The 14,228-nt window shown below is 71.7% G+C and carries 12 protein-coding genes; 1 reads left to right on the top strand and 11 read right to left on the bottom strand.

All coding sequences use genetic code 11. The annotated features are described in order from the left end of the window. Window positions 1–8 precede the first annotated feature (8 nt). The 10 genes from gatB to ABZX75_RS15825 all read right to left on the bottom strand — a co-directional run bounded on the left by gatB (window position 9) and on the right by ABZX75_RS15825 (window position 11,978). The gene (gene gatB / locus ABZX75_RS15870; RefSeq protein WP_355410755.1) at window positions 9–1,520 is read right to left on the bottom strand and encodes an Asp-tRNA(Asn)/Glu-tRNA(Gln) amidotransferase subunit GatB; all 1,512 of its coding nucleotides are present in this window, start codon (window positions 1,518–1,520) and stop codon (window positions 9–11) included. A 16-nt stretch (window positions 1,521–1,536) separates the two neighbouring features. Further along, window positions 1,537–1,782 (bottom strand): hypothetical protein, encoded by a 246-nt coding sequence (locus ABZX75_RS15865; protein ID WP_355410754.1) that lies wholly within the window; start codon window positions 1,780–1,782, stop codon window positions 1,537–1,539. Next, window positions 1,779–3,287 (bottom strand): Asp-tRNA(Asn)/Glu-tRNA(Gln) amidotransferase subunit GatA, encoded by a 1,509-nt coding sequence (gatA, locus tag ABZX75_RS15860; protein ID WP_355410753.1) that lies wholly within the window; start codon window positions 3,285–3,287, stop codon window positions 1,779–1,781. The genes ABZX75_RS15865 and gatA overlap by 4 nt, the downstream gene beginning before the upstream one ends. A 4-nt stretch (window positions 3,288–3,291) precedes the next feature. Further along, window positions 3,292–3,588: an Asp-tRNA(Asn)/Glu-tRNA(Gln) amidotransferase subunit GatC gene (gene gatC, locus ABZX75_RS15855; protein WP_007266718.1), complete on the bottom strand. Its 297-nt coding sequence runs from the start codon at window positions 3,586–3,588 to the stop codon at window positions 3,292–3,294. A 348-nt stretch (window positions 3,589–3,936) separates the two neighbouring features. Further along, window positions 3,937–6,117 (bottom strand): EAL domain-containing protein, encoded by a 2,181-nt coding sequence (locus tag ABZX75_RS15850; RefSeq protein WP_355410752.1) that lies wholly within the window; start codon window positions 6,115–6,117, stop codon window positions 3,937–3,939. Window positions 6,118–6,508: 391 nt separating this feature from the next. After that, on the bottom strand, window positions 6,509–8,707 hold the full coding sequence (ligA, locus tag ABZX75_RS15845; RefSeq protein ID WP_355410751.1) for an NAD-dependent DNA ligase LigA: 2,199 nt from the start codon (window positions 8,705–8,707) through the stop codon (window positions 6,509–6,511). 30 nt (window positions 8,708–8,737) lie between these two features. Next, complete coding sequence (locus ABZX75_RS15840) at window positions 8,738–9,733, bottom strand: methionine synthase (protein WP_355410750.1); 996 nt, start codon at window positions 9,731–9,733, stop codon at window positions 8,738–8,740. After that, window positions 9,730–10,419, bottom strand: a complete 690-nt coding sequence (locus ABZX75_RS15835; protein ID WP_355410749.1) for an SDR family oxidoreductase — start codon at window positions 10,417–10,419, stop codon at window positions 9,730–9,732. The genes ABZX75_RS15840 and ABZX75_RS15835 overlap by 4 nt, the downstream gene beginning before the upstream one ends. Before the next feature lie 151 nt (window positions 10,420–10,570). Then, complete coding sequence (locus ABZX75_RS15830) at window positions 10,571–10,915, bottom strand: DUF1330 domain-containing protein (RefSeq protein ID WP_355410748.1); 345 nt, start codon at window positions 10,913–10,915, stop codon at window positions 10,571–10,573. Between the two features lie 88 nt (window positions 10,916–11,003). Further along, window positions 11,004–11,978 (bottom strand): helix-turn-helix domain-containing protein, encoded by a 975-nt coding sequence (locus ABZX75_RS15825; RefSeq protein WP_355410747.1) that lies wholly within the window; start codon window positions 11,976–11,978, stop codon window positions 11,004–11,006. Between the two features lie 99 nt (window positions 11,979–12,077). On the opposite strand from ABZX75_RS15825, the gene ABZX75_RS15820 reads away from it, so the two are divergent. Next, the gene (locus ABZX75_RS15820; RefSeq protein WP_355410746.1) at window positions 12,078–13,001 is read left to right on the top strand and encodes an NADP-dependent oxidoreductase; all 924 of its coding nucleotides are present in this window, start codon (window positions 12,078–12,080) and stop codon (window positions 12,999–13,001) included. Between the two features lie 45 nt (window positions 13,002–13,046). On the opposite strand, the gene mnmA is transcribed toward ABZX75_RS15820, so the two are convergent. Beyond that, entirely contained in the window at window positions 13,047–14,177 is a 1,131-nt protein-coding gene (gene mnmA, locus ABZX75_RS15815; protein WP_355410745.1) for a tRNA 2-thiouridine(34) synthase MnmA, read from the bottom strand. Window positions 14,178–14,228: the final 51 nt, after the last annotated feature.

Genomic DNA, 14,228 nt, shown 5'->3' with positions numbered 1-14,228 from the left:
GCGAAACCTCAGCCCTCGACGCCCAGGCGCTCCAGGATGAGCTCCTTGACGCGGGCCGCGTCGGCCTGGCCGCGGGTGGTCTTCATGACCGCGCCCACCAGGGCGCCGACGGCGGCGACCTTGCCGCCGCGGATCTTGTCCGCGATGGCCGCGTTGCCCGCGATGGCCTCGTCCACGGCCGCGCCGAGCGCGCCCTCGTCCGAAACGACCTTCAGGCCGCGCTTCTCCACGACCTCGTCCGGGGTGCCCTCACCGGCGAGGACGCCTTCGAGGACCTGGCGGGCCAGCTTGTCGTTCAGCTCGCCGGCCGCGACCAGCGCCGCCACCCGGGCCACCTGGACCGGGGTGATCGGCAGCTCGTCGACCACGACGCCCTGCTCGTTGGCGTTGCGGGCCAGCTCGCCCATCCACCACTTGCGCGCGGCGGCCGAATCGGCGCCCGCCTCGATCGTGGCGACGATGGCGTCCACGGCGCCCGCGTTGAGGATGGACTGCATGTCGTGCTCGGTGACGCCCCACTCCTCGCGGAGCCGGTTGCGGCGCACGCGCGGCATCTCGGGCAGGCCGCGGCGCAGCTCCTCGACCCAGTCGCGGGCCGGGGCGATGGGCACCAGGTCAGGCTCCGGGAAGTACCGGTAGTCCTCGGCGTTGTCCTTGATGCGGCCGGCCGTGGTGGAGCCGTCCTCCTCGTGGAAGTGCCGGGTCTCCTGCACGATCGAGCCGCCCGACGAGAGCACCGCCGCGTGGCGCTGGATCTCGAAGCGGGCCGCGCGCTCGACGGAGCGCAGCGAGTTGACGTTCTTCGTCTCGCTGCGGGTGCCGAAGGGGGCGTCGGGGGCGGGGCGCAGCGACAGGTTCACGTCGCAGCGCATCTGGCCCTTGTCCATGCGGGCCTCCGAGACGCTGAGCGCCTTGATGACCTCGCGCAGCTCGGCGACGTACGCCTTGGCGACCTCGGGGGCCCGCTCGCCGGCGCCCTCGATGGGCTTGGTGACGATCTCGATGAGCGGGATGCCGGCGCGGTTGTAGTCCAGCAGGGAGTGGGACGCGCCGTGGATACGGCCGGTGGCGCCGCCGACGTGCAGCGACTTGCCGGTGTCCTCCTCCATGTGGGCGCGCTCGATCTCCACGCGGAAGACCTCGCCGTCCTCCAGCTGGACGTCGAGGAAGCCGTTGAAGGCGATCGGCTCGTCGTACTGGGAGGTCTGGAAGTTCTTCGGCATGTCCGGATAGAAGTAGTTCTTCCGGGCGAAGCGGCACCACTCGGCGATCTCGCAGTTCAGCGCGAGGCCGATCTTGACGGCGGACTCGATGCCGATCGCGTTGACGACCGGGAGAGCGCCGGGCAGGCCGAGGCATACCGGGCAGGTCTGCGAGTTGGGCTCGGCGCCCAGCTCGGTCGAGCAGCCGCAGAACATCTTGGTCTTTGTGCCGAGCTCGACATGGACCTCCAGGCCCATGACGGGGTCGTACGAGGCGAGAGCGTCCTCGTACGACAGCAGTTCGATGAAGGTGGTCACGGTGAAACTTTCCCTCTCAGCCCAGCAGGACGTCGTCGTCGCCCAGGTGCTTCAGCTCGCGGTACAGGATCGCGAGGCCGGTGACGATGGCGGCGGCGGACACGACGGCGTCGACCAGCTTCAGCGTGTCGTTGTCGGTGCGGGCCTTCCTGGCCTGCTTGATCACGCTGAGGGCGCCGAAGGCGGTGGTGCCGATCGACAGGTAGGTGCCGGTCTTGGACTTCTTGAAGCCCTTGGCCTTGGACAGTGCACTGGTGCTCACAGGGACGGTGCCTCCTCAAGCAGCGGGTGACCCCAGCGTTCGATGAAGGCCGCCTCGACGGCGGCACCGACCTTGTAGAGCCGGTCGTCCTTCATCGCCGGGGCGATGATCTGCAGCCCGACCGGGAGACCGTCTTCCGGCGCCAGGCCGCAGGGGAGCGACATGGCGGCGTTGCCGGCCAGGTTGGTCGGGATGGTGCACAGGTCCGCGAGGTACATCGCCAGCGGGTCGTCGGTGCGCTCACCGATCGCGAAGGCGGTGGTCGGGGTCGTCGGGGAGACGATGACGTCGACCTGCTCGAAGGACTTCTCGAAGTCCTTGGTGATGAGCGTGCGGACCTTCTGGGCGGAACCGTAGTACGCGTCGTAGTAGCCGGAGCTGAGCGCGTACGTGCCGAGGATGATGCGGCGCTTGACCTCGTCGCCGAAGCCGGCTTCGCGGGTCAGGGCGGTGACGTCCTCGGCGGACTTGGTGCCGTCGTCGCCGACGCGCAGGCCGTAGCGCATGGCGTCGAAGCGGGCCAGGTTTGAGGAGGCCTCGGACGGCGCGATCAGGTAGTACGCGGCCATGGCGAGGTCGAAGGACGGGCAGTCCAGCTCGACGATCTCGGCGCCGAGCTCCTTGAGGAGCTCCACCGACTCGTTGAAGCGCTGGACGACGCCGGCCTGGTAGCCCTCGCCGGCGAACTGCTTGACCACACCGACGCGCATGCCGGCGACCGAGCCGTTGCGGGCGGCCTCGACGACCGGCGGGACCGGCGCGTCGATGGAGGTGGAGTCGAGCGGGTCGTGGCCGGCGATGACCTCGTGGAGGAGTGCGGCGTCCAGGACCGTACGGGCGCAGGGCCCGCCCTGGTCGAGGCTGCTGCTGAAGGCCACCATGCCGTAGCGGGAGACACCGCCGTACGTCGGCTTCACGCCCACGGTGGCCGTGACGGCGGCGGGCTGGCGGATGGAACCGCCGGTGTCCGTGCCGATGGCGAGCGGCGCCTGGAAGGCGGCGAGCGCGGCCGCGCTGCCGCCGCCGGAGCCGCCGGGGATGCGGGTGAGGTCCCACGGGTTGCCGGTGGGGCCGTAGGCGCTGTTCTCCGTCGACGACCCCATGGCGAACTCGTCCATGTTGGTCTTGCCGAGGATGACGACGCCGGCTTCCTTCAGCTTGCGCGTCAGGGTGGCGTCGTAGGGCGGGATCCAGCCTTCGAGGATCTTCGAACCGACGGTCGTCGGGACCCCGACGGTCGTGAAGATGTCCTTGAGGGCGAGCGGTACGCCGGCCAGCGGACCGAGCTTCTCGCCCTTCGCCCGCTTGGCGTCGACGGCGCGGGCCTGGGCGAGCGCACCCTCCCGGTCGACGTGGAGGAAGGCGTGGACCTTCTCGTCGGTGGCCTCGATGCGGGCGAGGTGGGCCTCGGTGACCTCGACCGCCGTGAGCTCGCCGGAAGCGATCTTCTCGGCGGTCTGGGCGGCCGTGAGTTTGATAACCCGCTCGATGTTGTTGGTGATCATGTTGTTAGTCCTCCCCCAGGATCTGCGGCACCTTGAAACGCTGCTGCTCCTGGGCGGGAGCACCGGAGAGCGCCTGCTCGGGGGTGAGCGACGGACGGACCTCGTCCGCGCGCATGACGTTCGTCAGCGGCAGCGGGTGGGAGGTCGGCGGGACGTCTTGGTCGGCGACCTCGGAAACGCGGGCGACCGCGCCGATGATGTCGTCGAGCTGTCCAGCGAAGTGGTCGAGCTCTTCGCTCTTCAGCTCCAGACGTGCCAGCCGAGCGAGGTGGGCGACCTCCTCGCGCGTGATGCCAGGCATGCAGCGATCCTCTGGGGGTGGTGAGTGTGTAGGTTTCGCTGCCAATCCTATGGGGCGGGGCCCACTCACCACGAAACGGTTAGCCGGGCAGACGCCGCGCGGGGCCTCCCGGGCGCTGCCCGGACCCGCGCCTCACTCGCCGGCGCGGCTCGAAACCGGGGCTGCGCCCGGAACCCCTACGGCGCTCCGCGCATGCACCTCACCGTCAGCGCGGCTCGGTGGGCGCCGTGCAGCGGCACATCCAGCCTCGCCGGCGATTGAGGCGCGGGGTCTGGGGCGGAGCCCCGGCAGCGGGGCCGCGCCCGGGCCGGACCGGCGGAGCCGCGCCGCAGCCGGCGCAGCCCGGGGTCAGACCGCGTCGGCCTCGGCCGCGGCCAGCTCGGCCGAGATGTCAGCCGGGCGGCGCCAGCCGCGCTCGCCGCGGGCCAGCAGCCAGGCCGTGGCCTCCTGCGGCGGCATCGCGGCGGCCACCAGCCATCCCTGCACCGCGTCGCAGCCCAGGTCCCGCAGCCGCTCCCACGTCTCGTCGTCCTCGACGCCCTCCGCCACGACGAGCAGGCCCAGCGAGTGCGCGAGGTCCACCGTGCAGCGAACGATCTCCGCGTCCTGCGCGTCCACCGCGAGGCGGCCCACGAAGGACCGGTCGATCTTCAGCTCGCTGACCGGCAGGCGGCGCAGGTGGACCAGCGAGGAGTACCCGGTGCCGAAGTCGTCCAGCGACATCTTCACGCCGTAGCCGGTGAGCCCGGCCATGGTGTCCGCCGCCCGCTGCGGGTCCTCCAGCAGGACGTGTTCCGTTATCTCCAGCTGGAGTCCGCTCGCCGGGACCCCGTGCCGGGCCAGTCTGGCGGCCACCGCTCCCGCGAAGCCGGGGGTGTGGACGTCGCGCGGCGAGACGTTGACGGCCACCGGGACCTTCAGGCCCTGGGCCCGCCACCGCGCGACCTGGGCGAGGGCCGTCTCCAGGACGTACTCCGTCAGGTGCGGCATCAGGCCGGAGGTCTCGGCGATGGCGATGAACTCGTCCGGGGACACCCGCCCGCGCTCCGGGTGCACCCACCGCACGAGCGCTTCGAGCCCGGCGACCTGGCCGTCGAAGCGGACCTTCGGCTGGTAGTGGAGTTCCACTTCGCCGGCGTCCAGGGCCCGGCGGAGGTCTCCGAGAAGGCCGAGGCGGTCGGGGGTGTTGCTGTCCCGCTTGGACTCGTACACCTCGACGCCCGTGCGGTCGCGCTTCGCCTGGTACATCGCCACATCGGCGCGCCGCAGCAGCCCCTCCGCGTCGAGCGCGTGCTCGGGGAAGACGGCGAGGCCGGCGCTGGCCTCCAGGACGAGCGTGAGGCCGTCCAGGTCGAGCGGGGAGCTCAGCTCCGCGACCAAGTGGCGGGCGACGCGCTGGGCGCTGGTGGTGGAGTCGGTGACGGGGAGCAGAACGGCGAACTCGTCTCCGCCGAGGCGGGCCGCCTCCGCGTCCTCGGGCAGTGCCTGGCGGAGCCGGTCGGCGATCTGGAGGAGCAGCCGGTCGCCCGCGAGGTGGCCGAGGGTGTCGTTGACGGCGCGGAAGCGGTCGAGGTCGATGAGCACGAGGGCTGCCCGGGTGCCCAAACGTTCAGCCTGATCCAGCGCGGTCCAGGCCCGCTCCAGCAGCCACTGCCGGTTCGGCAGCCCGGTCAGCGGATCGCGCAGCTGTTCCTCGGCGCGGGCCCGGGCGATCCACAGGGTGGAGTCCAGTGCGATGAGGGGCACGGCGAACAGCGGCAGCAGCACCGGCTGCGTGATCGCGACCGCGCAGATCAGCGGGGCGATGCCGAGCAGGGCGACGGCGACTAAGGCCTGCCGGAGCAGGGCGGTCCGGGCGACGGTGGGCAGTCCGCCGCCGCGCGGGGTCAGTGCGAACCACAGCAGGACCCGGGTGACGAGCAGGTAGGCGACGGCGACGAGGATCACCTCGGGGACGGCCTCCGGCCCCCAGGTGGTGGGGTCCCACGGCTTCTCCACGGTCGGCGCCTCACCGAAGACGGCGAGTACGAGGGCTCCCGCGCCGATGCCGAGGATGTCGGCGGAGCCGTGCAGCAGCCCCTGCCGCCAGCGGTGCCGGCGCGCGGCGCCGACCAGGGAGACCACGGCCAGCGAGACGAGTCCCGCGGGCACCCACCCGTAGAGGATGAGCACGCCGAGGGTGAGTGCGGCGCCCGACCCGGTGCCGCCCCACCAGCGGTCGCGGCCCAGCGCGACGAGGTGGCCGACGATGATGCCGGTGAGCAGGGCTAGGGCCCAGCCCACCGTGCCGCCGGGGAACAGCGCCTGGCGGCCGTTCAGCGCGGAGACGATGCCGGCCGCGAGCACCACGACGGAGAGGCCCACGACGACGAAGGGCAGCGCGGCGCGCCGCTCCGGTCCGCCCGTGCCCATGTCGAGCGGTCGGGTCTCCGGCGCCCTGGAACCCAGGACACCGAACCGGCCCGCCCGCATGGACGGGATGTCCCCGCCGAACTCAGGTGACGGGTCGGCGCTTTCGGTGGGTTTCATGCCCGTCCCTCTCACAGCCGGCGATGCCGATGTCACGCGATGGCCCCGATGTCATGCCATCACGGCTGGAATCGCACCAGGCAGCCGTGCACGACGGGCGCACCCCTCAACAGTAGGACGCGAGAGGCTCCCAAGGGCAGCGGTCGGCGGCGGTTGCCCGAATGCGACCCAGCCATCCTCATCAGTACGGTATCCGCCGAACGGGTGAGTTTGGACCAGGACCCCCCGGTCACCCCTCCGATGATCCGACAGGTCACCGCCCTGCGACCAGGCTTGTACCGGCCGTTTACCACCGGCCGCCGCGCCTGGCGTGCGCCCGCCCGTACGGCCGTACGCCACGCATCCGTTCGCCTTCGCTACTCCCCCCGAGGGCTTCCCTCAGGGGGTGTTACTACGCTTCACTCCCGCCGTCCACCGGAAGCGCGGCTTCCCGGGCCGCGTCCGGGCCCTGCTCCAGCAGTACCGCGAAACCGGCGTCGTCGAGGACGGGGAGCTTCAACTGCACGGCCTTGTCGTACTTCGAGCCCGGGTTGTCCCCGACCACGACGAAGGAGGTCTTCTTGGAAACGGAGCCGGTCACCTTGGCGCCGAGGCTCTGCAGGGCCTCCTTCGCGCCGTCCCTGGTGTGGCTCTGCAAAGTGCCGGTGACGACGACGGTGAGCCCTTCGAGCGGGCGCGGACCCTCCTCCTTGCCGGAACCTTCCTCTTCCATCCGGACACCGGCTTCACGCCACTTGCGCAGGATCTCCTGGTGCCAGTCGACGGCGAACCACTCCTTGAGGGAGGCCGCGATGATCGCACCCACCCCGTCCGTCGCCGTCAGTTCCTCCTCGGTGGCTTGTTCGATGCGCTCGATCGACCGGAACTCGCGGGCGAGTGCCTCCGCCGCGACCGGTCCGACGTGACGGATCGACAGGCCGTTGATGATGCGGGCCAATGGGCGCTGCTTGGCGGCCTCGATGTTCTTCAGCATCGCCAGGGCGTTCTTCTTCGGCTCGCCCTTCTGGTTGGCGAAGACCGTGACGATCTTCTCCTCGCCCGTCTTCGGGTCCCGCTTGGGCAGCCCGCTGTCCTGGTCGAGGACGTACGCCTTGATGGGCAGCAGCTGCTCGATGGTGAGGCTGAAAAGGTCGCCCTCGTCCAGGAGCGGGGGCTCGGCCGGCTCCAGCGGGCTGGTCAGCGCGGCCGCCGCCACCATGCCGAAGTTTTCGATGTCCAGGCTCTGACGGCCCGCCAGATAGAAGAGCCGCTCGCGCAACTGGGCGGGGCAGGTCTGCGCGTTGGGACAGCGGACGTCGATGTCCCCCTCCTTCATCGGCCGCAGCGCCGTCCCGCACGCGGGGCACTCGGACGGCATCACGAACTCGCGCTCGCTGCCGTCCCGCAGGTCCACCACCGGGCCGAGGATCTCGGGGATGACGTCGCCCGCCTTGCGCAGCACGACCGTGTCCCCGATGAGCACGCCCTTGGTCTTGACGACCTCCTGGTTGTGCAGCGTCGCGAACTCGACCTCGGAGCCGGCCACCGTCACCGGCTCCACCTGCGCGTACGGGGTCACGCGCCCGGTGCGGCCGACGCCGACCTTGATGTCGATGAGCTTGGTGTTGACCTCTTCGGGGGCGTACTTCCAGGCGATCGCCCAGCGCGGGGCGCGGGCGGTGGAGCCGAGGCGGCCCTGGAGCCCGATCTCGTCGACCTTGACGACCACGCCGTCGATCTCGTGCTCCACCGAGTGCCGGTGCTCGCCGTAGTACGCGATGAACTCGCGGACCTCCGCGAGCGAGGAGACGACCTTGGCGTGCGCGGCGGTGGGCAGGCCCCACTCGTGCAGCAGCTCGTAGGCCTGCGACTGGCGCTCGATCTGGAGGCCCTCGCGCGCGCCGACGCCGTGCACCACCATGTGCAGCGGGCGGCTCGCGGTGACCTTCGGGTCCTTCTGGCGCAGCGAGCCGGCCGCCGCGTTGCGCGGGTTGGCGAAGGGTTTGCCCTCCGCTTCGACGAGCCGGGCGTTGAGCTCCTCGAACTTCTCCATCGGGAAGTAGACCTCGCCGCGGATCTCCACGAGGGCCGGGATCCGGTCGCCCTTGAGGCGGTCCGGGATCTCCTTGATGGTGCGGACGTTGGGCGTGATGTCCTCGCCGGTACGGCCGTCGCCGCGGGTGGCGGCGCGGGTCAGCCGGCCGTGCTCGTAGGTGAGGTTGACGGCGAGGCCGTCGACCTTCAGCTCGCACAGGTAGTGGTAGTCGGAGGTGTTCACGTCCCGGGCCACCCGCTCGGCCCAGGCGGCCAGTTCCTCGTCGTCGAAGGCGTTGTCGAGGGAGAGCATCCGCTCCCGGTGCACGACGGAGGCGAAGTCCGTCTCATACGCCCCGGCCACCTTCTGGGTGGGCGAGTCGGGCGTCCGCAGCTCCGGATACTCCTCCTCCAGCGCCTCCAGCGAGCGCAGCAGCTGGTCGAACTCGGCGTCGCTGACGACCGGCTGGTCGTTCACGTAGTACCGGAAGCGGTGCTCCTCGACCTGCTCGGCCAGCAGCACGTGCTGCTCACGCACCGCCGCCGGTACTGCCGTGTCCTGCTGTTCGGCTGCCATGCCGTGTCCTCCCGTGGCCCGTCCCAACCGTCACTCAGGGTTGTCGGCGAGCGACCTCGCCGCCCTGACGCAATGCGCCTGCACCGCCCGGGCATAGGCAGGTGAAGCGCCCGCCAGACCGCACGAGGGAGTGACCACGACGGACTCCGCCAGAGTCCCCGGGGCCAGCCCCAGCCTGCGCCAAAGCTTCCTGACACCCATGACGCTACCGGCAGGGTCTGACAACGGGCCGTCGGTGCCCGGCACCACTCCGGCGAAGAGTTTCACACCGCCTTCGACGGCCTCCCCGATGGCGTCATCCTCGCGCTCGGTGAGCAAGGAGAAATCGAACGACACGCCCGTGACGCCGGCCCGCCGCAGCAGGGCGAAGGGCACCTCGGGCGCGCAGGAGTGGACGATCACCTCTCCGCCGCCGACGGAATCCATGACGGAGAACAGCTCGCGCAGCGTGCCCTCCACCACCTGCCGGTCCACGGCACGGTAGGTGCGGTAGCCGCTGGCGGACCGCACCCGCCCGAGCAGCACCGCCGTCAGGGACGGCTCGTCGAACTGCAGCACGATGTCGGCGCCGGGGATCCGCTTGCGTACGTCGGCCAGGTGCCCGCGCAGGCCTTCGGCGAGCGATCCGGCCAGGTCCCGGCAGGCGCCCGCGTCCTGGAGCATGGCCTCGCCGCCGTGCAGCTCCAGGCCGGCGGCCAGCGTCCAGGGTCCGACGGCCTGGACCTTGAGCTTGCCGGTGTAGCCCTGGGTGAATTCCTCCAGGGCGTCCAGGTCCTCGCCGAGCCAGGACCGGGCCCTCTTCGAGTCCCGCCCCGGGCGGTCGCTGATCCGCCACCCGCTGGGCTCGACGTGGGCGTACATGTCGACGAGCAGCCCCAGGGACCGGCCGAGCATGTCCGCTCCGGGCCCCCGGGCGGGCAGCTCGGGGAGGTGCGGGAACTCCTCGAAGGACCCGGTGACGGTCCTGGCGGCCTCCCGGGCGTCGCCGCCCGGAAGCGAACCGACACCGGTCGCGCCCGCGCTCATCGGCCCGGCCTGACGCTCAGGTCGTTGACCTCGGCGTCGCGGGGCAGGTCGACGGCCATCACGATCGTCGTCGCCACGGACTCGGGATCGATCCAGGCGGCAGGGTCGTACTCCTTGCCCTCCTGGGAGTGCACCTTGGCCTGCATGGGGCTGGCGGTGCGGCCGGGGTAGACGGAGGTGACCCTGATCCCGTTCTCCTTCTCCTCTTCCCTGAGGGAGTCGGCGAGGGCCTTGAGACCGTGCTTGGAGGCGGCGTACGCGCTCCAGTCCGCGTGCGCGTGGAGCCCGGCGCCGGAGTTCACGAAGACGATGCTCGCGTGGGAGGCCCGCAGGGTCGGCAGCAGCAGCCGGGTGACCTCGGCCGGGGCGATCAGGTTCACGTTGAGCTGCTGGTGCCAGGTCTTGGGGCGCAGCTCGCCGACGGGGCCGAGGTCGACGATCCCGGCGATGTGCAGGAGCGAGTCGATCCGCTCGGGGACGGCCTGCTTCGAGAAGGCCCACGAGAGCCGGTCGGGGTCGGCGAGGTCGCCGACGAGGGCCCGCGCGCCCGGGTAGCGGTCGATGAGCTGCTTGCCGCGGCCGGCGTCGCGGGCGAGGAGGACGAGGTCGTCGCCGCGGGCGTGCAGTCGGGCCGCGACGGCGGCCCCGATGCCGGACCCGGCACCGGTGATCAGGTGAGTAGCCATACCGCCCATGCTCGCACCCTGAGCCTCCGCGCACGCCCCGGCCCCGGGGCGTGCGCGCGCAGGCGGGGCTGGCCCACCTCCGGTCAGGCGAGCCGGCCGAGGTCCGGGTCGGCGCTGATCACGAAGACGGCCGGTGCCCGGTGGCCCGTCGTCAGAGCCCGGCGGCTTCGCGCAGGGCGGCGGCGGTCTTCCCGGCGTCGTAGTCCGCCGGGACGCCCTCGACCAGGATGACCTCGCCCGCGATGTAGTCGGTGCGCAGCGGGAGGATCTCCTGGTAGGCGGCGGAGGCGTACCAGGCGCGGGCCCGCTCGATGTCCGGGAAGCCGACCATGACGACCGTGCCGGGGAAGGAGCCCTCCAGGACCTCGACCTCCTTGCCGTGAACGAGGAAGCGGCCCTCGAAGGGCTCCATGGTCGCCTGGATCTCCTCGATGTAGCGCAGGATGTCCTCGTTCACGGGCTCGGGGCGTATGTGGGCGATGGCGTACGCGGTCATGGTGGTCTCCCCGTTCAATCGGCCCGTGGGTTCGGGCTGTTGATCCGATACTGCCAGGGCGCGGTGCGGGAGGCGATGACCTGAGAGGTCATGCGGGGGCGGGGAGGTGCGGCCGGAAGGTGCGGCGGTAGGCGATCGGCGAGACGCCGAGGCTGGTCCGCATGTGCTGGCGCAGCGAGTTGGCGGAACCGAAGCCGGACCGGTGGGCGACGAGGTCGACGGCCAGATCGCTGGATTCCAGCAAGTGGCGGGCGACCTCAAGGCGTTGAGCGGTGAGCCACTGCACCGGGGTCATGCCGACCTCGTCGCGGAACCGCCGCGTGAAGGTGCGCAGGCTCATCCGGGCGTGCGCGGCGAGCTCGGTGAGGGTGATCGGTTCGGCGAGGCGTTCCAGGGCCCACGCCCGGGTGGAGGTGGTGGTGGCGACGGTGGGTTCGGGGACGGGCCGGTCGATGTACTGCGCCTGGCCGCCGTCGCGCCAGGGCGGTACGACGCACAGTCGCGCGGCCCGGTTGGCGACGGCGGTGCCGTGGTCCTGGCGGACGAGGTACAGGCAGAGGTCGACGCCCGCCGCGACACCGGCCGAGGTGAGGATGTCGCCGTCGTCGACGAAGAGCACGCCCTCGTCGAGCTTGACGCGCGGGAAGGCCCGCTGGAACTCCAGCGCCTTGAGCCAGTGCGTGGTGGCGGGCCGGCCGTCGAGCAGTCCGGCCGCGGCGAGGACGTAGGAGCCGGTGCAGATGGACACCAGCCGGGTGCCGGGCCTGATCAGGGCGATGGCCTCGGCGAGGGCGGGCGTCAGCGGGGCGCCCTGCGCGAGTTCGTCCATGGCGTGGGTCGGCGGGATGACCACCGTGTCGGCGGCGGCGAGCGCCTCGGGGCCCGCGCCGACGCCGACGGTGAAGCCCGCGTCGCTGCTCACCGGCAGCCCGTCGGCGGTGCAGACGGTCACCTCGTAGAGCGGCGTCCCGGCCTCGTCGTGGGCATTGCCGAAAACCCGGGAGGGGATGCCGAGCTCGAACGGGGGGACGCCTTCGAGGGCGAGTACGGCGACACGATGCATGGCCGAATCCTGTCAGATGGTGGCCGTCCGGCCACCACCACGGCCCCCTTCCCGCCCCGAAGCTGGTCGCACAGCAGCACCGACCTCAAGGAGAAACACATGCGCGCCGTCGTCGTCAGCCAGTGGGGCGGGCCCGAGGTACTCACCGAGACCGAGCTGGACCGCCCGGAGCCGGGCCTGACCGAGATCCTCGTCCGCGTCCGCGCCGCGGGCGTCAACCCGGTGGACTGGAAGACCAGGGCCAGCGGCGCCCTCATTCCCTGGGGGCCGGTTCCGATGGTCGGCTGGGACGTCTCCGGCACCGTCGAGGCGGTCGGCGGCGGGGTGACCCTCTTCCAGCCGGGCGACGAGGTCTTCGGGATGCCGCGCTTCCCGCACCAGGCGGGCGCGTACGCCGAGTACGTGACGGCACCCGCCCGGCACTTCGTCCGCAAGCCCGCGACCCTCGACCACATCGGTGCGGCCGCCCTCCCGCTGGCCGCGCTCACCGCGTACCAGTCGCTGGTGGACACCGCCGGCCTCACCGCCGGTCAGCGGGTGCTGATCCACGCCGCCGCCGGCGGGGTCGGCCACCTCGCGGTGCAGATCGCCAAGGCGTACGGGGCCCACGTGATCGGCACGGCCCGCGCGGGCAAGCACGAGCTGCTGCGCTCGCTGGGCGCGGACGAGGTGATCGACTACCGGTCCGTCGACTTCGCGGAGGTCACCGGCGACATCGACATCGTGCTCGACTGCGTCGGCGGGGACTACGGGCGGCGCTCGCTGAAGGTGCTGAAGCCCGGCGGCCGTCTGGTGACCCTGCCGGGCCCGGACGACGTACCGGCCGACGCGGAGGGCGTCCACACCGGCTGGACGGTGGTCGAGCCGGACTACGCGGGCCTGAAGGCCATCGCCGCACTCGTCTCGGCCGGGAAGCTCCGGCCGGTGATCGACACGGTGCTGCCGCTGGAGCAGGCCGCGAAGGCCCACGAGATCGGCGAACTGGGCCGGACCACCGGCAAGATCGTCCTGACGGTGGCCTGAGTTTCCGGGCCGGGCCGGGCCGGGCCGGGTCGGCCCGGCCCGCGGCTAGACGGCGGCCGCGGCGCGCGTCGTGGTGGCGATGGTGGCGGAGCCGACCACGCGCGTGCCGTCGTACAGCACGATCGCCTGGCCCGGGGCCACGCCGCGGACCGGCTCGGTGAAGGAGACGCGCAGTTCGCCGTCCACCAGTTCGGCGAAGACCTCGGTCTCGCCGCCGTGGGCGCGCAGCTGAGCGGTGTAGGTGCCCGGGGCGGCGGCCGTGGAGCCGCACCAGCGGGGACGGATCGCGGTGAGGCCGGTGACGTCGAGGGCCCGGGCGGGGCCGACGGTGACGGTGTTGGTCACCGGGGAGATGTCGAGGACGTAGCGCGGCTTGCCGTCGGCGGCGGGGTGGCCGATCCGCAGGCCCTTGCGTTGGCCGATGGTGAAGCCGAAGGCGCCGTCGTGGGTGCCGACCTTCTCGCCGGTCTCGTCGACGATGTCGCCTTCGGCCTTGCCGAGGCGGTTCGCGAGGAAGCCCTGGGTGTCTCCGTCGGCGATGAAGCAGATGTCGTGGCTGTCGGGCTTCTTCGCGACGGCCAGACCCCGCCGCTCGGCCTCGGCGCGGATCTCTTCCTTGGTGGTGAGGGTGTCACCGAGCGGGAAGAGGGCGTGGGCGAGCTGCTTCTCGTCGAGGACGCCGAGGACGTACGACTGGTCCTTGGCCATGTCGGAGGCGCGGTGCAGCTCGCGCGAGCCGTCCTCGTTCACGACGACGGTGGCGTAGTGGCCGGTGCAGACGGCGTCGAAGCCGAGGGCCAGGGCCTTGTCGAGCAGCGCCGCGAACTTGATCTTCTCGTTGCAGCGCAGGCAGGGGTTGGGGGTGCGCCCGGCCTCGTACTCGGCGATGAAGTCCTCGACGACGTCCTCGCGGAAGCGCTCGGCGAGGTCCCAGACGTAGAACGGGATGCCGATGACGTCGGCGGCGCGGCGGGCGTCGCGGGAGTCCTCGATGGTGCAGCAGCCGCGGGCGCCGGTCCGGAAGGACTGCGGATTCGCGGAGAGCGCGAGGTGGACGCCGGTCACGTCGTGCCCGGCTTCGACCGCGCGGGCCGCGGCGACGGCGGAGTCCACGCCGCCGGACATGGCGGCCAGGACGCGAAGGGGGCGGGGGGTGCGCGGCAGGTTCTCAGTCATAGCACCGTCCAGGGTACGGGGAACCGCGCGGGGTCACAGCGCGTTATCGGG

The organism is Streptomyces sp. NPDC003038 (assembly GCF_040611115.1).
GTDB lineage: Bacteria > Actinomycetota > Actinomycetes > Streptomycetales > Streptomycetaceae > Streptomyces.
This window is presented reverse-complemented; position numbering and strand designations above follow the sequence as displayed.

Excerpts from the sequence above, each read along its gene's own strand:
- ligA (WP_355410751.1), bottom strand. The coding sequence starts at position 8,707 with ATGGCAGCCGAACAGCAGGACACGGCAGTACCGGCGGCGGTGCGTGAG.
- gatC (WP_007266718.1), bottom strand. The coding sequence starts at position 3,588 with ATGCCTGGCATCACGCGCGAGGAGGTCGCCCACCTCGCTCGGCTGGCA.
- ABZX75_RS15820 (WP_355410746.1), top strand. The coding sequence starts at position 12,078 with ATGCGCGCCGTCGTCGTCAGCCAGTGGGGCGGGCCCGAGGTACTCACC.
- ABZX75_RS15850 (WP_355410752.1), bottom strand. The coding sequence starts at position 6,117 with ATGAAACCCACCGAAAGCGCCGACCCGTCACCTGAGTTCGGCGGGGAC.
- ABZX75_RS15840 (WP_355410750.1), bottom strand. The coding sequence starts at position 9,733 with ATGAGCGCGGGCGCGACCGGTGTCGGTTCGCTTCCGGGCGGCGACGCC.
- ABZX75_RS15825 (WP_355410747.1), bottom strand. The coding sequence starts at position 11,978 with ATGCATCGTGTCGCCGTACTCGCCCTCGAAGGCGTCCCCCCGTTCGAG.
- ABZX75_RS15835 (WP_355410749.1), bottom strand. The coding sequence starts at position 10,419 with ATGGCTACTCACCTGATCACCGGTGCCGGGTCCGGCATCGGGGCCGCC.
- gatA (WP_355410753.1), bottom strand. The coding sequence starts at position 3,287 with ATGATCACCAACAACATCGAGCGGGTTATCAAACTCACGGCCGCCCAG.
- ABZX75_RS15830 (WP_355410748.1), bottom strand. The coding sequence starts at position 10,915 with ATGACCGCGTACGCCATCGCCCACATACGCCCCGAGCCCGTGAACGAG.
- mnmA (WP_355410745.1), bottom strand. The coding sequence starts at position 14,177 with ATGACTGAGAACCTGCCGCGCACCCCCCGCCCCCTTCGCGTCCTGGCC.